Below are 19,362 nucleotides of genomic sequence, written 5' to 3'. Positions count from 1 at the left end.
CGATGACCACGTGTTACATTACCAGATTTAACAGTAGCAAATTCTACAGGAATTACTTCTTCATCAAGTAATGCTACAAGCCAACGTACAGGACGTACGAATTTAGCATCTAAGTTGCCCCAATGCATGGATTTAGGAAAGTTAAGACCTGTAATCAGTTGTGGCAGCATGTCTGTGACGATATCTTTTGCCGGAACCCCTACAGTTTTAGTCTCAGCGTAAATATAGCCGTCTTCTACAACGAGATCCGTTACATCAAGACCTTTACCACGAGCAAAGCCAATAGCCGCTTTAGTAGCATTACCGTCAGCATCGTATGCGATGGACGCAGAAGGTCCTTTATGACGTTCGCTAATTTCAGCAGATGCGTCAGCAATACCTTTCACGATAAGAGCCAAACGACGTGGTGTACCGTATGTTGTGATGCTTTCAAAAGGAAGATGGGCATCATTTAATTTTGTTTCAGCCAATTGTTTCAATTGACCTAAGATATTTGGCATAAAGCCGGCAGGAATTTCTTCTGCACCGATTTCAAATAATAAATCCTTTGCCATCTTATTTATCTCCTTTCAAAAGTGGGAAACCTAATTCTTCGCGTTTAGCAAGGTATTGTTGTGCACAAATACGAGCTAATGCACGTACGCGGCCGATGAAAGCAGTACGTTCACTGATGGAAATAGCACCACGGGAATCAAGCAAGTTGAATGTGTGGGAACATTTCAATACATAGTCGTAAGCTGGTAATACATAACCGGCTGCACAAACGCGTTTTGCTTCTGCTTCGTACATATCAAATAATTTGAAAAGCATATCTGTATCAGCTAATTCAAAGTTATATACGGATTGTTCAACTTCGTTAGCATGCCAAACGTCACCATATGTAACATTTTCATTCCATTTAAGATCATATACATTTTCTACACCTTGAATGTACATAGCCAAACGTTCTAAACCGTATGTAATTTCAACGGAAACTGGTTTACAGTCGATGGAACCAACTTGTTGGAAATATGTGAACTGAGTTACTTCCATACCGTCGAGCCATACTTCCCAACCAAGACCCCAAGCACCCAATGTTGGAGATTCCCAGTTATCCTCTACGAAACGGATATCGTGATCTTCAGCATGAATACCCAATGCAGCCAAAGATTGTAAGTACAATTCTTGGATGTTATCTGGAGATGGTTTTACGATAACTTGGAATTGATGATGTTGGAACAAACGGTTAGGGTTATCGCCATAACGACCGTCTGCTGGACGACGAGAAGGCTCTACATAACATACAGCCCATGGTTCAGGACCAATAGCATGTAAGAATGTAGCAGGATTCATTGTACCTGCACCTTTTTCTATGTCATATGGATTTTGAACGATACAACCTTGATCGCTCCAGAATTTTTGTAAATTTAAAATAATCTCTTGAAATGTCATTGCTGCCTCCACTTTACACAACCGACATAAAATCAACCATTTCGTTACAAACAAAAAAGTCCCTGTAACGAAAAACGTTACAGGGACGAGTATACCCGCGGTTCCACCCTATTTGGCTTGCGCCCTCTTTTTTCTATGTTGGCCTTTACTAACAGACACCTGCGTTCCTGCCAATGCTCTACAGCGCCTTCAACCAAATGTGAGCTTACACCATCCTCACTCGCTAGAGAGGTTTACTACTCTGCTTCATCGCATATATTATACACAATATTGTAGCAATACAGGACAATAGATGTCAAATTAAATATATTGTTAACTCATTAATTCTATATACAGCTATAAGTTACTAAATATATTAATTAAGTATTCTATCGCTAATAGGTATTTCTTTTCTATAAAAGTATCTTAAATCTATATCTTTATTTATCCAAAATTTAGATATCTGATTTCTTATAACGTAAAAATCTTCCTCACAAATTACACTTTTATCAATAAAACTTAAATTACCTTGAATCGCGTCCCAAGCAATAATATAGTAATCATGGCCAGAAATAGTAATCTTAATAGCTATATCAATACTATTTATTTCATCTGAATAAAATGTAGTAAACTCATCATTAACAATGCAAATCTGTTCTATGATTCCATTAATATTATTTGAAACTATTTGATGGTAATCTGTATCTTCACTCATTCTAATACAACGTTTTACTTCAAAATTAGGATATTCATCATACTCTTCAGTTTCTATATAGTCATTAACAATCTCAATATATGAATCCTTAATTTCTATATATATCATATTATCATTATTCTCATCTAATTTTTTTTGACTTCTATCTGGAGTAAATAAAAATGATTTTTGAGAAAAAATATTATCAATCTGTTGATTTATTATCCCTACAAGTATATCTAAACTCTTTTTATTTATATGATTAATCATAATTTCTACACTATTCTATTTCATTATAATTTATTAATGACTCAATATCTCTTTCTAAATCTTTTTTCTTCACTATGTTGACATCTAAACAGTTGATAACTATATCCATAAACGTAAAATTAATTATAAACTCATAGCCCATTGCCGTAGCATAACCTTTATCAACATGTCTATTTTTTAAAACGCCTCTAGATCGAACGTCTTTAGTCTCTATAGAAATGTCTTGAATAAAAAGACTAGATTTACCAGTTTTAAATCTAGGTAAAAAAAGATTGTTTAATAAGTCATTATCTATATTAATTAGAGTGCAATACTTGAACTCTAGATAAAATGTTTCTGCAACTAAAACAGCTCTACTACCTAAGTCAGTAACTAAAAACTCCAACATTTGTTCATCAGCATACTGCAATGAAATTAATTCAGATTCTATCTTTTTTAATTTATCCATAAATATCCTCAAAACTTTAACTATCATCTATCAAACTACAAAATAATATTTTAAATTTAAGAAAATATAAAAAATATCAACTTAAAATTATCATTATTGTGATATTAATATTACAAGTTATTTAATCGCTCAAGTATAGAGATCTCTTTTCTATAAAAATACCTAAAATTAGGAAATTTACCAACCCCAAAATTACTAATTTTATCACGAAGACTATTATTATTTTCAGAAGTAATATTTCTACTATTTAATCTCCAGATTAGAACTCAATATATCATTACACTATATATATCCCATAAATATACTCCATAAATATAAATATTAAAGCAAATACTAATACAGCTAAGATAAATAATGATGAAAAATACGCATCAAAAACCATCCTCTTTTTTCATACTCAGTTAGTGTTCCTGCTTTACTTTTTCGCCATAAATTATAAGCACCTAAAACACATATTCCGAATATAAAAATTACATTAAAATCCTCAATGATTTTAGGTAAACCAATATATGATTTTATAAAAATACATATAAAGAAATAGTTTCCAATTAATGCTAAAAAAGTTACTTTCCATGTACCCCAATATTTAAACATAAGATAGTTAAAACTTAAGAGAGAAAATATAGCTGCTATTTGTTTTTCCATTCGTCTGCTTTCTAAGGAGATATTACAACCATAAAATAAAAGTTTAATTTAATAGCATTATTAAATTAATGAAATATAATCCATAAGATAAATACGATTCCAATTATGTATATATAATTTTCATTACGCCCATCTTTATATGTACTAGATTTCTTTTTCTAGATATTTCTAATAAAATCTTTAAAAAAATGAATTACTAGGACTGCACCTAATGGATAAAAATAAGCATATCCAAAATTAAAAAACATATAGAATATTAAAAAAACAACTCCAGCCACTATACTTACTAAATTTGTAAATTTATATAAATGTGGGTATCGCATATTATTTATCCATTCTTACTGCTTACGAGTTAAATTTCGTTGTAATACATTTTTATAATACGCACGAAGATCCCAAACCAAAATAAATAATACTACTCCAAAAGTATAATCAAACTTATTTATCATTTAGCAGACTTATCTCATGACTAGCTTTAAATAACTCTTATATAAAATAACAGTCATGTTAAATCATATTAAAATATAGAATGTTCTATTCAAATAAATTGACAACGCCCTAACTATATAATGACTTTAGTATTTTATAAATAGCTATGATCATAAAAATGCATAATATCCATATAGAAACATTATTTGAATACATCCATATAAAAGTAATAATAGAACCTATAACCCAAAATCCCAAAAATAACCAACCATAAATACTCTTTTTCACGATAGGTATACCAACTAATTTATTGTGAAATCCCAAAATAAATAATACACATACAATTAATCTCGAATTATACTGATTTATCCCTCTTCTATATATCCGACCAACAATACGACGGCCACGAATTAATGGTATTAATAGCACGCCACCCATAACTAATATAGGGATAATAAACCTATAGTCTACATTCGGTGCAGTCGCCTCAATGGCATTACCTGTTATAGTAATTGCTAAAAAAATTGTTCCAATTATTCTAAACCTTATTAAATTTAATAACTTAACAATTTTTACATTCATATATGATTATCCAATTTCTTTCATTATAAAAGCCATACTAATATCCTCATCATACAATCAGTCTTATTATATTTTTAATATACAGAATATATAAATACACTAATAACCCATGTTTGATTAATATGAAGTTAGATTGAGAATAAAATAGCCATTAAAAATAACAATATAGTAAATAGAGAAAATAAATAATAAGTCCATTTATTATCACTATTTTTAAAAATTAGTGAAAACATGTATGTACTAAATGATAACAATAAAAACTCAATTAGGTACTTAAATTCTTTATTTAAGGTATCTAAGAACTTTAAATCTGTAAAAAGCACAAATAAAAATATACCAAAACTAATCAGTCTATATTTTTCATTTATGTCCTTATTAGATCTTTGGATATATTGAATTACACTATAGGCAAATGCTAAAAACAAGGACATAATAGCAAAATAATATATTAATTTCATTGATTCTATTACACCTCATTTTTTACTTCTTAATCTGTCGTAATATTTTTACAAGGATTATATACTAAATTTATTATCTTGTATTAAAAAATAAGAAAGAATAAGAACCCCAAGATTAGAATAGGCAAGTTAGCTAATATAAAAGTTTTAATTAGATCTTTTTTTGAACCTTATTATCTGCATATCTATATTTATATATAATAACCCCAATAACTAATAGATAAAAAAGTAGTCCAACTACAAGTGAATTATTATAATACACTTCAAAAGTAATATATTTATAATCATATAATTGTTTCAAAACCAAAACTGTTATTATGAAAATTGCTATAGAAACAAAACCTTATACCTGATTCTAATTACCCTGTTATAAAAGAATCTAATACGATATAGCAAATATATGAGCCCTAAAATTGTTACTATCTCAAACATAACTTATTCTCCAAATTTATTTAAGAATATACTTACCTATTCTCTTAACTTATTCTTAATGTTTATATCATTACTTGATAAGATTTATTCTATATTAAATGATTTTCGTAAAAGAATGTTATATAAATTTAATAGGCTTAATCCTCGATATAGTTAGAAATAATTAGACTCAGATAAAATACTTAGTTACAAAGCTAATCTATAAAGTTTACATTCCATAAATCAGTAAGATCTAGTAACCCAAGTATCACGATCATATCTTGGTTTGGAGTCCTTCTTAGTTATCTCAGATATAATCTTTCTTTCATCATCTGAAAATTGATCAATACTCTCTAAAATTATAAGTTTATCCCCATATGCTCTTTGCAAAGACTCTAAATTACCATCTCCTGGAGATTCAAATGTTTTACTAAAGCCTTTATAATTTGGAATAATTCGTACTGTTCCATAGGGTAATACGTTAACAACAACTATACCGAAATCTCCATTAGAGTATATATAGGGAAAATCCGTAGTAAAACCAGTCATATTTTTATTCAGACCTGTATGTTTGCCATAATCTACGAGAGAGGATATAAATATTTGATATTCGTATATTCTAATTCCAACAAAAAGTAGAATAATTACTAGTAACGATAAAACTACTGTACAAGTTATCTTTATAAGCTTTCTAATGGGCATAAAAACTCCTTAATTCGTCTAATGTAAATACGAAAGGTATATTAATTACTTTATATTGTAAAGTTTTTTTGAACTTACACCATTTATATGCCTAGAATTGCTTTCAATATACCAAAGAATATTAACCAACAAACAAAGAATGCTCCATAGAAATCATAATGGATTTCGGCACCGTTCATATAATCATACCCCATACTATATATAAGAGAAATTAAATTAAATAATGCAAATGCATAGAAAAATAATTTTTTATAGTAGTCATTTTAGTAATCCCTTAAATATAAAAATAAATCTTATTTAAAAAATATAATATAAATACAATCATAATTGTGCTACATATATACAATATAAACAATTCACGTGATCGAATACTAAGAATATCAACGTATTGAGGATGCTCATTTAACAATCGTTTAACACCAGTCTATTGAATTATCTTACTAATAAAAAATTATATAAATAAATTGTAAACCACCTACCAAAGATAATCAATGTATCTTCGATAGGTGGTTTATTTTATTCACCCTTAGCAATACGATCTAAGAGTTCAATATAGCTTTGTTTGTTTAATGCTGGTGTAAAGTTATCTAATACATCTTTAGCACCTGCAGCATCATCGTATAGTAAATCTACGATTGTCATAGCCAATGCTTGTGCTGTTTTGATATATGCTACATCAGGTACAGAGATTTCATATTCTGCGCTGTGCAGTACACCATTAATACAACCAACCCAAGGATGGATAACAGGCATCAAATGAGATACGTCGCCCATATCAGTACTAGCAGTCATATGCTCCCCTTGGAATACATTTTCTTCACCAAATAGTGGATTAGAGTTTTGGCGTAACATTTCATTCATACGAGCATCGTTTCTCATCGGTAAGTAACCTGGCAAATCGTTAATAACACAAGTGGCCCCTACTGCATCACCACCGGCTTTTAAGGCCCGATTTACACGATGATTACCATCTACAATAGCTTCAATATTAGAGGCACGCACGTAACTTTCAACTTGAACATAATCAGGCACACAGTTTACCAATGTACCGCCTTGATTAATGATTGGGTGGAATCTGAAATAATCGCTTTCTTTGAAAGTTTCACGAATAGAGTTAACCCCCATTACACCCATCAAAGCAGCATTAAGAGCATTGATTCCTTCATGAGGTGCTTGCGCCGCATGAGCTACCTTGCCGTGATATTCAATCAGTTTAGATACAAAACCATTAGAGGTACTACCAAGCCCCATTTCACCAGCTGGAGTTTTGGCTGTCTCCACATGCATTTGCATCGCCATATCAATATCGTCGAAAGCACCTTCATAGATAAGTTGTTGCTTACCACCCATATACTTGAGTTTTCCTTGCTCACGCAATTTATTGCGATAATCAATTTCAATCATTTCCTCTGCAGGGACAGCAAATAATACGACATCCCCAGCGAGTTGATCCATCACAGCTTGTAGGCCCATAGCGACAGCAAACATATTTGTAATTTGAATATTGTGGCCACAGCAATGTGCTGCCCCCGTTAAATCATCAGCACGAGGATGCCGCGGACAAAGAATGGCATCCAGTTCACCGATCATAGCAACTGTATATTTGCTATCACGACCTTTCATACGACCTTTTACGCCAGTAAGAGCGTGTTCAGTAGTATAAGAAATGCCGAGCTCATCAAACATATCCCGTACTTTCTTAGATGTCTTTACCTCTTTGTAACCGAGTTCAGGCTCAGCCATAATGGACTCAGCTATTTCACGTAAACGTGGTTGTGCCGCAACGATAGCCTCACAAACCCTTTGTTTTACTTCTTCCTTTGTCATACGGCTAATCAGCTCCTAAATTAAACCTTCTAAATGAAGTACGAATTGTGCTAATGCTGTTGCACAGATGAAAGTACCTGCTGTTACTGCTAAGGCAACAGGGATAATACGCCAAGACAAGCGACGGAATGCACCAAGGTCTTTACCTAAGGATAAACCTGCATAAGCAAGTACAGGTGTTGTTGTTGCAAGGAACGTAACTTGACTAGTTTTAGCAATGATCCATTCTTGGCCAGGCATACCTGGTAAAGATGCGATAACACCAACTAAGGAAACCCAGAATACCATTGGTAATTTATTCGCATATGGTAAAAAAGAAATCATAGCACCGATTGTAGCAAGGCCTGCTAAGATTGCAACCCCTACCAAGCTATCACTAAATAGATGTTTACCATCCATTACGTTACCTACTGCAGTAATGATAGCAGCAATACAGATAACGATGACAAATTGTGTTAATTTTTCGCTTTTACTCATGACGTGCTGCCTCCTCTGCTAAATCTTGTTCACGGGTACGGCCTGTAAAGAAGTTATAAGCTTTTTCCATTACTGGTAAGGAAATAAATAGACCGAAGTATACGCCTAATACGGTAGTCAACAAGTTTGCTGCCCCAGCGAGAGCCATAATTTGTTGTTCAAACTCAGGGTACACCGCAACGATAGGCGCTGTAGCAGCGGCCATCATACTAGCACTACCTACACCAGCACCCATAGCAAGAGCCAATGGATGGAACCAGCCAGATTGCGCTAACATACCAGCCAATACAGAAGACCACATAGCGCCGATAAGAACGCCACAGATGTACATACCCATAACACCACGGCCTTCTGGAGAGCTAAAACCGAACTTATCGATGATAATCGCTACATTAGGCTCACGGTCTACAGAATAACAAGCACCAACGGCTTCACGGCGCATGCCAACTAATAATGCTACTGGTAAACCGAAGATGATAGTACCAAAGAAGTGACCAAGTTCTTGTAGTAATAATGCCCAACCTGCACTTGTAAGAATACCGAGATTAGGACCGATACCAAGACCTACTTTTACCATCAAGATCATAACGGCAATACCGATATAATCAGCGGATTTTTCCATTTGTTTAATTGTAAGAATCTTAAACTTAGGAATAGAAATTAATAAACCTAGAATCAATGTGTACAATAATGGTAACAATACAACAGGACCTAACTTCTTGATGCCCACATATTCAGCGACTACGGTTAATACGAGCGCTAAAAAGTGGATTTTGAGATTACCCAAAAGCTGCATAATGACCTCCCATAAAAATATATAATATAAATATTATTTAATTATATATAATCTGTATTTATAGAGTCAACTTCATATGTCATCTATGTGTAGAACCATCTATTTTATACTTAAAGATAACTTTAATACCCTCATAATACTTCATTAAGTAAGTATTTATAATTAAATTTTTTTGAATAAAAGAATATTATACTTTGAAATTTAATTGACCAAGTCATTATATAAAATCATAAACCACCTACTAAAAATAGGTGGTTTATAATTTTATTTTATTCTTGAAACACAATCTAATAGTTCAATATACTGATTCAAATTAAGCTTTCACTACAACAGATACGCCATCAGGAATGACTGTAATACTTGCATCTTTAGTTTTTAATTCCAAAGCCTTATTCAATGCTTCATCAAATGTGCTAGCATGTTGCAAATGCATATCTGTAAGCATCTTAGGATCGCATTGGTCTGTTACCACTATAACTGTAAATTGATCTAGAATACGAGCCAAGATTTGCATTTCCCATTGGTCTGGAATTGTTTCATTACGAGGAACCTTAGCAATGCAGTCTAGTAATTCACGAGGTGTTTTTGCATTTTTAAGGTTTTCATATAGAGATTCCCCACCATGACCATCATTACAAGCAGCAATCATGATGATAACACCATCTTTTTTACAGGATGCTTCAGCAGCGGTCATACCTTTTACAGCTTGATATACGTTTTGGTCTAAAGGATAACCACCATTTGTAGTGATGACGATGTCTGCTGGTACAGCTTTTACACTGGCTAGTTCAGACACAAAAGAACAGCCTGTTTCATGAGCTTGTTCCATATCACCAGCAAATGCATTGATAATATGTTTTTCAGCATCGATGACAACATTTAAAATAAATGCTAATTTTGCAGTACGTCCAGCGTATACCATATCCTTATGAATTGGATTGTTCTCGATAATACCTGTACGAGCATAGGGGCTGTTGATAAATTCAGCACAGTGATTTGCCATTACAGTTACTTCGGAAGCAATACCTGGCAATACGCTTTTTCTACCGCCAGAAAAACCCGCAAAGAAATGTGGTTCAATAAAACCTTCAGAAATTAATAGGTCAGTTTCTACAGCTAGTTTATTGATGATGCAGTCCCCACCGGATGGCAACACGCCGATTTTAGTCATTTGGCTAGCATCGCCAGAGATATGGTTTACAATCTTTTCATTGGCTACGATTTCAGGACCGAATTTATCTATCATTTCTTCATGTGTAGTAGGGCGATGGAAACCAGTAGCTAATAAAATGGTAATATCGATGGATGGATTGGCTTCACGAATACGGCGAAGTAAAATTGGCATCGTAATTTTACTAGGCACTGGACGCGTATGATCACTTGTGATGATGACCATGTTGGATTTACCCTTAACCAATTCTTCCAAGCGTTGGCTGCCGATAGGGTTATCTAGCGCATGTTCTACCAATGCTTCTTGTGAAAGCTCCGCCTTATAGGAATGTGCTTTAGATTCTAATACACCTGCTATATTTTGATCAGGAATATTGATATCTACAAAACCTTTAGCATAGGGTACATTAAATGTTTTCATGAGAATCACTCCTTAACTAAAACTATCAAACTATAAATAACCTGCTACGACAAATCAATCCTCCTTATTACGCAATTGTCGTTTAAGGTCTAATAAACTCATATCATTACAATTAGCAATGGCAGCGAGCGAATCATATTCATATTTATGTTTCACCACACCAAAACCACAGCTTTTTTTGAAAGCAATTGTATGCCCTTCCCAGTCTATATCTCCTGTAGAACGGTTCAAAATATATCTATCACAGCGATGGTACCGAATACCAAGGCTTGTAGTATGCTTAAAGATTAAATCTCGCACATTGTCGATATCGTCTACCTTACAAAGGACAGTCAGCATCGTGCCAGGTCGTTGTTTTTTCATCATAATCGGTGTGGTAAATACATCTAAAGCTGATGAAAGAACTAACTGTTCTACTGCATAGCCAATTTCTTCTGGCGTCATGTCGTCGAGATTGCAAGACAGTTCAATGATTGTATCCTCTGAATCATGTAAAAGTTCTACAAAAGCACGAATGCAATTTGGTCTCTCAAATTTTTTCGTGCCAAACCCATAAGATACCTTTGCTGGTGTCATAACAGGCATATTACTATACGATGTGCCAAAATACTGTGCTAATGCAGCACCTGTAGGAGTGCACAGCTCTCCTTTAATCTGATAATCTGCATATATTGGTATACCAGCTAATAATTCCATTGTTGCTGGTGCTGGTACAGGTAGTTCTCCATGAGCACAGTGAACAGTTCCAGTTCCTACATGTATAGGAGAGATGATAATCTCATTAAACTTCAATTCCTCTATGAGTACACAAACGGCCACAATATCTGCAATAGCATCAAGCATACCTAACTCGTGGAAATGAATTTGTGTCACCGTTGATTTATGAACCTTAGTCTCCGCTTTTGCTACCAGATTATATACATTTATGGCATTCTGTTTACACGTATCAGAAATAGATAAACTATTAATTATATCCCTTACATCTTGTAATCCTCGGCCATGCACATGCTGTTCGCTATGTACATGATGCTCCGAATGTTCTCCGTCCCCATGTGTCTCACTATGTTTGATATGTTCATGATGAGCATCATGATGATTATGATGCTCATCATGATTTTCAGATTCTTCTATACCATTAATCGTAACAGCTACCCGATAGCCTTGTAATCCCTTATCTTCTTTCGGTATTAGTGTATAGGTAACATCAGGCAATCCTATTTGATTAAGCCTTTCTATCCACATTTTAGAGTCATCTACTAAACCGAGTAATGTAGCGGTCAGCATGTCGCCTGCAATACCCATTTGGCAATCTAAAAATAATCGTTTCATTTACATTCACCTATATGATTAATCATATTCGCCGTATAAGCAGCACCAAACCCATTGTCTATATTGACAACAGTAACACCGCTAGCACAGGAATTGAGCATAGATAATAACGCCGTCACGCCCCCAAAGGCCGTTCCATAGCCTACACTAGTCGGCACAGCAATGACAGGTACATCCACGAGGCCACCAACTACACTAGCTAAGGCCCCTTCCATGCCCGCAATAACAACGATAACCTTAGCAGACATGATGGTATCTAAATGTTGTAACAATCGATGAATACCCGCTACACCTACATCATAAATTCGATTGACCCTATTACCGTAAAACTCAGCCGTAATAGCACATTCTTCAGCTACTTTATAATCACTTGTACCGCCAGTAACAATAGCTATACTAGCTTCTGTTTTCTTTGTAGGCATGTCACCAATATAGCCGATATGAGCATCCTTGATATATGTCAATGAATGTTGTTCTTGAATCTCTGCGGCCACATCAGGTGCTAAGCGTGTAATCAATATCTGATCTTGCCCGTTGGACTGCATGGAAGAGATAATACCCACGATTTGTTCACTAGTTTTACCGGCACCATATATAACTTCTGGCACACCTTGGCGCAATTGACGATGTAAATCAACGTTTGCATACCCTAAATCATCTAAAGGCTTCATCTTTAGCTTTAATAAGGCGGCATCCACATCTATCTGTCCATTTTTTACTTGCTCTAAAAGAGTTCTAATGTTTTCACTCATGAACGCACCTCTAAATCTAATACAACATCATCAAACATAGATTTTAAATATGTAAGAATCTCAATCCTATTTTTAATAACAATAGCAATTTGATTTTCAGGAACTTGAATTTTAGCATTGTTTCCTATCAAACGAACACGAAAATCTGATAGATCTAAGGAAAATAAATACCTTTCTGCTCGTTCGATATGTTCTAAATCATTACCAGTTATACGTTGTCCCGCTTGAAATCTAGTAGCTAAGCAAGCATAAGATGGTTTATTCCAAGTAAATAAATTAGCCTGTTGAGCTAATTTTCGTATAATAGATTTTGTTAAACCACAGTCTCGCAATGGCGACTTAACAGATAGCTCAGCTATGGCTCTCATACCAGGGCGATCATCTATATCATCACTTGCATTAGTTCCATCGCATAATACGGTAAATCCATCGCGTTTAGCATATTCACTTATCGTTGTGAACACATGATGTTTGCAGTAATAACAACGATTGTCTGGATTACTCGTTACATCATCATGTGCAAGCACATCTATATCTATGATTTCTAAGGGAATATCTATAAATTCTGCAATTTTTTTGGCATCATTTAATTCAAATTGTGGTACAAACTGAGATTTCACAGTATATGCCTTGCATGGAATACCAGATTGTTTGGCCGCATATGCTAAGTAGGATGAATCCACTCCGCCTGACAAGGCAACTGCTATATTACCAAGACTCGTTAAATACTCTACCAAATTCATAACTTATGTTACCTTTATTAATTTTCTATACTCTATAGTATTCTATATAAAAACAAAAATAGAGTCTCAAACAAAGACTCTATCAACACAGATTCTTATAGATTCAATTAAACAACTAACTTATGTATGTAGTATAAACTTTTTGAATTAATATTTCTAACTCATAAATAAGATAAATGTGGATGTATCAAATTGCTTTTTTTCTATATAAGAAAACCACCTGACTTAAAAAGATTTGTAAGACCTTTATTAGACAAGTGGTTTAATATTAAGAAAAAAATATTATAAGCAAAAGACATATTAATTCTTTTAATATATATATTAAATCTTTATATACTCATCAAAAATTTAACACTTTGTAACGGCTTACCTATTTCTTGCTCACAGTACGAGAATAAAAGCTTCTCAAATTCCTTCCATATTGTTTTTGGAAGTTCTAAAGGCGTATCTTCACCCCACTGGTAAGCTAAAATCTGAGGTAATGCGGCTTTTACAGAGGGCGAAATAGTAAGACTTGTTGATTCTCTCACCTGCATCCAAAATGGATCGATTCCATCTTGATGGCTAAAAGCATTAGCACTAGGTACAACCCCTGCGAGAGATAATAATTGCCATCCAAGCATTATCGTTCCCAATTGTACATTGCGACGTCGAATTTGCTTGGAGTAATTTACTACCGTATCAAAGACTTTACGATCTACGTCATACATGGCAAATAATTCTTGAATAAGCTCACTCGCTACCGCTGCATAAGCAATATTATCGAGGTTTACATCTAAGGACTCCACCACATAAGAGCCATCAATTTGCGTAACATTTACATATTCCCCATCAGGTACGACTGTAATATACATGGCACTAAATGGACGTAAATAAGAACTGTTGCGCATCGTTATCATTCGCTTATGTGGAATCGATGCTCGGATGAGACCTAAACCAGGAGTAATAAAGGTAAATACGGAATATAACTTATATTTTTTTCGACTTATGACGATGGCAGGTGTATTAAAACCACCATTAAGCTTCTTCATTTTCTTCTTCTGTTGGCTCCTCTACTGGTATAGGTGTTACTTTAATGCGAGAAATACGATAACCTTGCATTTGCGTAACTTCAAAGGTATAACCATGAGCATCCACCGTATCACCTACGATTGGTGTACGTTCTAATAAACCAAAGACATAGCCACCGATTGTATCAGAGTCAGAATTATCAATTTCAATATTCATAATCTCTTCTACTTCGTCTACGAGGACCTTGCCATCAAACTCGAAGGAACCATCTGCATAGGACATCGTAGCCGGCAAATGCGGCTCATGCTCGTCTTGTATATCCCCAACCAACTCTTCGATAATATCTTCTAAGCCTACGAGACCAACCATGCCACCATATTCATCTACTACAACGGCTAGATAAATACGGCGCGTTCTCATATATTGCAACAAGGTAGATAATTTCATTACTTCAGGAACAGTAAGGATATCTCGTTTAATATTGCGCAAATCTTTACGGGCTTGATTAGGGCGTTCCATTAAATCTTTAATATGAACAAGGCCAATAATGTGATCCTTATCCTCTACACAGAGTGGATAACGTGTATGTACTTTAGAGCGAATAACCTTCATCGCTTCATCGTAACCGTTCTCAACGAATACGCAATCTACGTCTTGACGAGGGACCATAACCTCTTTAGCCATGCGATCTACAAAGTTAAAAACATTATCGATTAACTCAGACTCTACTTGGTCAAGTTGCCCTTCCTCGTGGCTTCGAGAAATCATCATACGAATTTCTTCTTCAGAGTACACAAGGTCTAGCTCCGTCAAATATTTTGTTTTGTAAAAGCCTAGAATAACATTGGAAATTTTACTAGCAATCCAAATAAAAGGATATACCAAGCGACCGGCAGCCACCACGATACGGCTATAGGTATTCACGTATTTCGTAGGGAAGGATAAGCCCAATGCTTTAGGTACAATTTCGCCGAAGATTAAAACGATTAAACTAATTAATAGTAATAAAATAACATCTAGTACCAAATGCATCCATGTACTATGAATATTAAGAACCGCAACTAAACGATCAACGATATTATCAAATACAAATGTACCAGTGCCTGCAAGGGCCAAGATAAAAAATAGAATCAAAAACTGCGTAGTATTTAAAAAATACTCAGGATTTTGATAGAGCTTTAATAAAAACTCTCTATCCTTTTCTAAAAGAATATCCATATCCTCTACATGTTCTTTACGAAGGCGGGCAAAGGAGAACTTTGCAACCACAAAAAAGTTAATTAGAAAAATACATAACAGACCAAACCCGACGGGTATCAGGCCATCTACACTATCCATCTTTATTCCTTTCATATGATTATGGAAATACTTATTATCTTTTTATTATATCAAATTATTTTTTATAACCAAGTTCAGATAACATACCAGATTTATTTCGCCAATCTTTTTTAACTTTAACCCAAAGGTCTAAGTAAACCTTTGTAGCCAATAGTTTTTGAATATCTGCACGCGCTTCAGCACCAAGTTGTTTTAACAAAGCACCTTTTTTACCAATAATGATACCCTTTTGAGAGTCTCGTTCGCAATAAATAGTAGCCCGAATATAAGTCGTACCATCATCGCGTGTTTTCATCTCATCTACGTCTACAGCGATAGCATGAGGAATTTCATCACGAGTAGCTAACAAGATTTTTTCTCGAACGATATCAGAAATGATAAGGCGTTCCGGTTGATCCGTAATCATGTCCTCTGGGAAATATTGTGGACCTTCAGGCAAGGTTTCTTCTAATACCTTAAGAATCTCTGGTATATTCTCTTTATCTTTTGCTGAAATCGGAATAACACCAGCAAAAGGATATGCATTTTGATAAGACACGATGGCTTCTAAAAGCTCTTCTTTTTTTAGAGTATCGATCTTATTAACTACCAAGAATACAGGAACTTTTACACGTTTCAATTGTTCAATAATAAAGTTGTCCCCAGGACCGCGTTTTTCATTACCTGCTACGACAAATAAAACGGCTTCTGTTTCTTTTAAGGACTCGATAGCAGCATCTACCATGAATTCACCTAATTTATGTTTTGGTTTATGCACACCAGGTGTATCCATGAATACGATTTGTTTTCTTTCGTCTGTATATACGCAGATGATACGGTTACGAGTTGTTTGAGCCTTATCGGATACGATAGCGATTTTATCACCAATAAGAGCATTAATTAAGGTAGATTTGCCAACATTTGGTCGACCTACAACGGCTACAAAGCCTGATTTAAAATGTTCCTTGTTATTCATTATATGGTGCATCCTCCCGCACATAACCGAGATTACCTAGGATAAATTCTTCCTCTGTGCGCATCTCTTTTTTATCTTCGTCGTTCATATGATCATAGCCTAAGATATGTAAACAGCTGTGAGTCGTCAAGTATGCTAATTCTCGCTCAAAACTATGTCCATATTCAATAGCCTGTTCACGAGTGCGCTCTAAGGATATAATCATATCTCCGAGTAGATGATGTTCCTCTTTACTACCTTCGTAATCATCCCCCTCATTAAGGGCAAAGGACAATACATCTGTAGGTCTATCGATTCCACGGTATTTTTTATTAAGTTCGTGAATCTTTGTATTATCACACAGCAAAATACTCATTTCATCTTCTTCAAGACCATATACGCGACTCACTTCATCACAGACCTTGCGTATAACAGCCTCAATATTCGAATCCTCTTGAATTCCTTCATCATAGCTAATGTTTATATACATGCTTATCCTTTCGCTACACTCTCTTTAGATGCTGCGTTAGTTTCCGCAGTCTCACCAGCTAATTTACGTTCATGATACTGATCGTAAGCTTTTACAATACGGCCTACTAAATCGTGACGAACAACGTCTTGATCGCTAAAGTAAACCATATTAATACCAGGTACATGCCGCAATACCTTTTCAGCCTCTCCGAGACCTGATACGACACGTGGAGGCAAGTCGATTTGTGTCTTATCACCATTGACTACCATTTTAGAGTTGTTACCCAAACGGGTTAAGAACATCTTCATCTGTTCAGCCGTCGTATTTTGAGCCTCATCTAGAATAACAAAGGCATTTTCCAATGTACGTCCACGCATATATGCCAAAGGTGCGACCTCAATTGTTCCGCGCTCCATAAAGCGTTGTACTTGCTCGATACCAAACATTTCGTGTAATGCATCATAGAGGGGTCTCAAATACGGGTCTACCTTGTCTTGTAATTCACCCGGTAAGAAACCTAATCGTTCACCAGCCTCTACAGCAGGTCGAGTCAAAATGATTTTATCCACATTACGGTTTTTCAAATAGAATGCAGCTAAAGCTACCGCCAAGAACGTTTTCCCTGTACCAGCAGGACCAATACCAAAAGTAATGGTATTTTTACGAATGCTGTCTACATAGTATTTTTGACCTTCCGTTTTAGGCGTAATATTTTTGCCACGCATATTAACAGATAAGGTATCTTCAAACATAGTATGTACAGCATCAGCCTTACCATTAGCGACAAGTTTAGCTGCAATACGCACCTGAGACTCAGTAATCGTACTGCCTTCACGATAGAGAAATACTAATTCTTCTAGAGTACGATAGAGGGCATTGACTTGATCCTCATCCCCCTTGATAACTACCGTATCACCTCGAGCTACTACATCGGCGGAGATGACTTCAAGCATCATATGTAAATATCGATTATGTTGACCTAGTATGGATTGTGCTAGGTCATATGTAGGAAATGTAAATATTTGTTCGCTCATACAACCTCCTAATCTATAAATTTACGAACTGCTTTACCATTTAGGTAATCACATAGATCACCTTGATGTGCATCCAGTTCGTCTAGCTTATCATCAATTAAATCTTGTACGCGCCACCAACCCATGGACCAATTTGTAAAAAGCGTATTATCTTCAGGCGCTCTACCTACAAGGCGCTGCAATACAATGTCAGGGTGTAAATGACGTACAAAATTAACAACTCGGTCAGCATATTCTTCAGCACTGATTAAGGTAAACTGACCTTCTTGATACCACATGGCCATCAATGTATTTTTAACGATATATAACGCATGTAATTTAACTTGATCTACACCAAGGGCTGACAAAATACGAGCCCCTTCAATAGTATCCTTCATGGTATCCCATGGTAAATTAACTATCATATGAGTTGTTATGTTAAATCCATAGCGCTTAATTCGTAATACGGCATCAATAAACTGGGCTAAATCATGACCGCGATTAATTTTTTCTAATGTCTCATAGTTAACCGTTTGAAGACCTAACTCAATATAGATATCCTTTTGAAAGCGGTCACGAATATCCGCCAAGATTTCTAGATATTCATCGGCGATACAATCTGGTCTCGTAGCAATGGCAATACCCACGGCTTCGTCAATGCAACCTTGCTCCATATAGCTTTTAAAATCATCAAGACTCAAGTAAGTATTACTGAAGTTTTGATAATAAGGAATAAATTTTTTAGCCTTATACTTAGGGCCTATGTGAGCAATGTTTTCCTCTAATTGCATGCGTACCGTCATCCACGCAGGACGGTTTTCGTAGCCCGCCCCAATTTCACCACAAAAGGTACAGCCTCCAACACCAGCTGAACCATCTCGGTTTGGACAAGTCAATGGTAATGCTACAGGCAATTTATAAACCTTTTCCCCATAGGTTTCTTTATAATATTTAGATACCATGCGGTATCGTTTTGGTCTCGTTGTATCGGTCATAACACTCCTATTAAACTAACCAATCATCGCTTATT

General features: G+C 35.0%; 20 protein-coding genes. All 20 read right to left on the bottom strand.

Annotated elements, in window-relative coordinates:
• The coding region (locus RYO55_RS06885) for a glycine--tRNA ligase subunit beta (protein ID WP_314984788.1) at nt 1–554 on the bottom strand (554 nt) is incomplete at its 3' end.
• 1 nt (nt 555) lies between these two features.
• Complete coding sequence (glyQ, locus tag RYO55_RS06880; RefSeq protein ID WP_021148183.1) at nt 556–1,431, bottom strand: glycine--tRNA ligase subunit alpha; 876 nt, start codon at nt 1,429–1,431, stop codon at nt 556–558.
• A gap of 355 nt (nt 1,432–1,786) precedes the next feature.
• The gene (locus RYO55_RS06875) at nt 1,787–2,374 is read right to left on the bottom strand and encodes a hypothetical protein (protein WP_314984786.1); all 588 of its coding nucleotides are present in this window, start codon (nt 2,372–2,374) and stop codon (nt 1,787–1,789) included.
• Between the two features lie 10 nt (nt 2,375–2,384).
• Entirely contained in the window at nt 2,385–2,822 is a 438-nt protein-coding gene (locus tag RYO55_RS06870) for a hypothetical protein (RefSeq protein WP_314984785.1), read from the bottom strand.
• Between the two features lie 342 nt (nt 2,823–3,164).
• On the bottom strand, nt 3,165–3,467 hold the full coding sequence (locus RYO55_RS06865) for a hypothetical protein (protein WP_314984783.1): 303 nt from the start codon (nt 3,465–3,467) through the stop codon (nt 3,165–3,167).
• A 558-nt stretch (nt 3,468–4,025) separates the two neighbouring features.
• The gene (locus RYO55_RS06860; RefSeq protein ID WP_314984781.1) at nt 4,026–4,478 is read right to left on the bottom strand and encodes a hypothetical protein; all 453 of its coding nucleotides are present in this window, start codon (nt 4,476–4,478) and stop codon (nt 4,026–4,028) included.
• A 1,112-nt stretch (nt 4,479–5,590) separates the two neighbouring features.
• Nucleotides 5,591–6,049, bottom strand: coding sequence for a hypothetical protein (locus tag RYO55_RS06855; protein ID WP_314984779.1), 459 nt, complete (start codon nt 6,047–6,049; stop codon nt 5,591–5,593).
• Between the two features lie 516 nt (nt 6,050–6,565).
• Nucleotides 6,566–7,885, bottom strand: coding sequence for an amidohydrolase (locus RYO55_RS06850; RefSeq protein WP_314984790.1), 1,320 nt, complete (start codon nt 7,883–7,885; stop codon nt 6,566–6,568).
• A gap of 6 nt (nt 7,886–7,891) precedes the next feature.
• Nucleotides 7,892–8,353 (bottom strand): hypothetical protein, encoded by a 462-nt coding sequence (locus RYO55_RS06845; protein ID WP_302498031.1) that lies wholly within the window; start codon nt 8,351–8,353, stop codon nt 7,892–7,894.
• Nucleotides 8,346–9,149, bottom strand: a complete 804-nt coding sequence (locus RYO55_RS06840) for a DUF3100 domain-containing protein (protein WP_302498032.1) — start codon at nt 9,147–9,149, stop codon at nt 8,346–8,348. Before RYO55_RS06840 ends, RYO55_RS06845 begins: the two co-directional genes overlap by 8 nt.
• A 313-nt stretch (nt 9,150–9,462) precedes the next feature.
• On the bottom strand, nt 9,463–10,740 hold the full coding sequence (gene larA / locus RYO55_RS06835) for a nickel-dependent lactate racemase (RefSeq protein WP_314984778.1): 1,278 nt from the start codon (nt 10,738–10,740) through the stop codon (nt 9,463–9,465).
• A 54-nt stretch (nt 10,741–10,794) separates the two neighbouring features.
• Nucleotides 10,795–12,069 (bottom strand): nickel pincer cofactor biosynthesis protein LarC, encoded by a 1,275-nt coding sequence (larC, locus tag RYO55_RS06830; protein WP_314984776.1) that lies wholly within the window; start codon nt 12,067–12,069, stop codon nt 10,795–10,797.
• The gene (gene larB, locus RYO55_RS06825) at nt 12,066–12,821 is read right to left on the bottom strand and encodes a nickel pincer cofactor biosynthesis protein LarB (protein WP_314984774.1); all 756 of its coding nucleotides are present in this window, start codon (nt 12,819–12,821) and stop codon (nt 12,066–12,068) included. The genes larC and larB overlap by 4 nt, the downstream gene beginning before the upstream one ends.
• Nucleotides 12,818–13,564: an ATP-dependent sacrificial sulfur transferase LarE gene (gene larE, locus RYO55_RS06820; protein WP_314984773.1), complete on the bottom strand. Its 747-nt coding sequence runs from the start codon at nt 13,562–13,564 to the stop codon at nt 12,818–12,820. Before larE ends, larB begins: the two co-directional genes overlap by 4 nt.
• A 329-nt stretch (nt 13,565–13,893) precedes the next feature.
• Entirely contained in the window at nt 13,894–14,595 is a 702-nt protein-coding gene (locus RYO55_RS06815; RefSeq protein WP_314984772.1) for a DNA repair protein RecO C-terminal domain-containing protein, read from the bottom strand.
• The gene (locus RYO55_RS06810) at nt 14,582–15,913 is read right to left on the bottom strand and encodes a hemolysin family protein (RefSeq protein WP_314984770.1); all 1,332 of its coding nucleotides are present in this window, start codon (nt 15,911–15,913) and stop codon (nt 14,582–14,584) included. Before RYO55_RS06810 ends, RYO55_RS06815 begins: the two co-directional genes overlap by 14 nt.
• 55 nt (nt 15,914–15,968) lie before the next feature.
• Nucleotides 15,969–16,868: a GTPase Era gene (era, locus tag RYO55_RS06805; RefSeq protein ID WP_314984769.1), complete on the bottom strand. Its 900-nt coding sequence runs from the start codon at nt 16,866–16,868 to the stop codon at nt 15,969–15,971.
• Entirely contained in the window at nt 16,861–17,337 is a 477-nt protein-coding gene (ybeY, locus tag RYO55_RS06800) for an rRNA maturation RNase YbeY (protein WP_314984768.1), read from the bottom strand. Before ybeY ends, era begins: the two co-directional genes overlap by 8 nt.
• Nucleotides 17,338–17,339: 2 nt before the next feature.
• Nucleotides 17,340–18,353 carry a PhoH family protein gene (locus RYO55_RS06795; RefSeq protein ID WP_302498038.1) on the bottom strand — a complete coding sequence of 338 codons (1,014 nt, stop codon included), beginning with the start codon at nt 18,351–18,353 and terminating at the stop codon, nt 17,340–17,342.
• Between the two features lie 8 nt (nt 18,354–18,361).
• On the bottom strand, nt 18,362–19,327 hold the full coding sequence (locus RYO55_RS06790; protein WP_314984767.1) for a TIGR01212 family radical SAM protein: 966 nt from the start codon (nt 19,325–19,327) through the stop codon (nt 18,362–18,364).
• Nucleotides 19,328–19,362 lie beyond the last annotated feature (35 nt).

It is taken from the genome of uncultured Veillonella sp., assembly GCF_963551295.1.
Lineage (GTDB): Bacteria > Bacillota > Negativicutes > Veillonellales > Veillonellaceae > Veillonella.
This window is presented reverse-complemented; position numbering and strand designations above follow the sequence as displayed.

What these genes read in the sequence shown, in the direction of transcription:
- RYO55_RS06855 (WP_314984779.1), bottom strand. Translation starts at nt 6,049, where the DNA reads ATGCCCATTAGAAAGCTTATAAAGATAACTTGTACAGTAGTTTTATCG.
- RYO55_RS06795 (WP_302498038.1), bottom strand. Translation starts at nt 18,353, where the DNA reads ATGAGCGAACAAATATTTACATTTCCTACATATGACCTAGCACAATCC.
- larC (WP_314984776.1), bottom strand. Translation starts at nt 12,069, where the DNA reads ATGAAACGATTATTTTTAGATTGCCAAATGGGTATTGCAGGCGACATG.
- RYO55_RS06840 (WP_302498032.1), bottom strand. Translation starts at nt 9,149, where the DNA reads ATGCAGCTTTTGGGTAATCTCAAAATCCACTTTTTAGCGCTCGTATTA.
- RYO55_RS06810 (WP_314984770.1), bottom strand. Translation starts at nt 15,913, where the DNA reads ATGGATAGTGTAGATGGCCTGATACCCGTCGGGTTTGGTCTGTTATGT.
- RYO55_RS06865 (WP_314984783.1), bottom strand. Translation starts at nt 3,467, where the DNA reads ATGGAAAAACAAATAGCAGCTATATTTTCTCTCTTAAGTTTTAACTAT.
- RYO55_RS06860 (WP_314984781.1), bottom strand. Translation starts at nt 4,478, where the DNA reads ATGAATGTAAAAATTGTTAAGTTATTAAATTTAATAAGGTTTAGAATA.
- larA (WP_314984778.1), bottom strand. Translation starts at nt 10,740, where the DNA reads ATGAAAACATTTAATGTACCCTATGCTAAAGGTTTTGTAGATATCAAT.
- glyQ (WP_021148183.1), bottom strand. Translation starts at nt 1,431, where the DNA reads ATGACATTTCAAGAGATTATTTTAAATTTACAAAAATTCTGGAGCGAT.
- ybeY (WP_314984768.1), bottom strand. Translation starts at nt 17,337, where the DNA reads ATGTATATAAACATTAGCTATGATGAAGGAATTCAAGAGGATTCGAAT.
- RYO55_RS06845 (WP_302498031.1), bottom strand. Translation starts at nt 8,353, where the DNA reads ATGAGTAAAAGCGAAAAATTAACACAATTTGTCATCGTTATCTGTATT.
- RYO55_RS06790 (WP_314984767.1), bottom strand. Translation starts at nt 19,327, where the DNA reads ATGACCGATACAACGAGACCAAAACGATACCGCATGGTATCTAAATAT.
- larB (WP_314984774.1), bottom strand. Translation starts at nt 12,821, where the DNA reads ATGAGTGAAAACATTAGAACTCTTTTAGAGCAAGTAAAAAATGGACAG.
- RYO55_RS06875 (WP_314984786.1), bottom strand. Translation starts at nt 2,374, where the DNA reads ATGATTAATCATATAAATAAAAAGAGTTTAGATATACTTGTAGGGATA.
- RYO55_RS06870 (WP_314984785.1), bottom strand. Translation starts at nt 2,822, where the DNA reads ATGGATAAATTAAAAAAGATAGAATCTGAATTAATTTCATTGCAGTAT.
- era (WP_314984769.1), bottom strand. Translation starts at nt 16,868, where the DNA reads ATGAATAACAAGGAACATTTTAAATCAGGCTTTGTAGCCGTTGTAGGT.
- RYO55_RS06815 (WP_314984772.1), bottom strand. Translation starts at nt 14,595, where the DNA reads ATGAAGAAGCTTAATGGTGGTTTTAATACACCTGCCATCGTCATAAGT.
- larE (WP_314984773.1), bottom strand. Translation starts at nt 13,564, where the DNA reads ATGAATTTGGTAGAGTATTTAACGAGTCTTGGTAATATAGCAGTTGCC.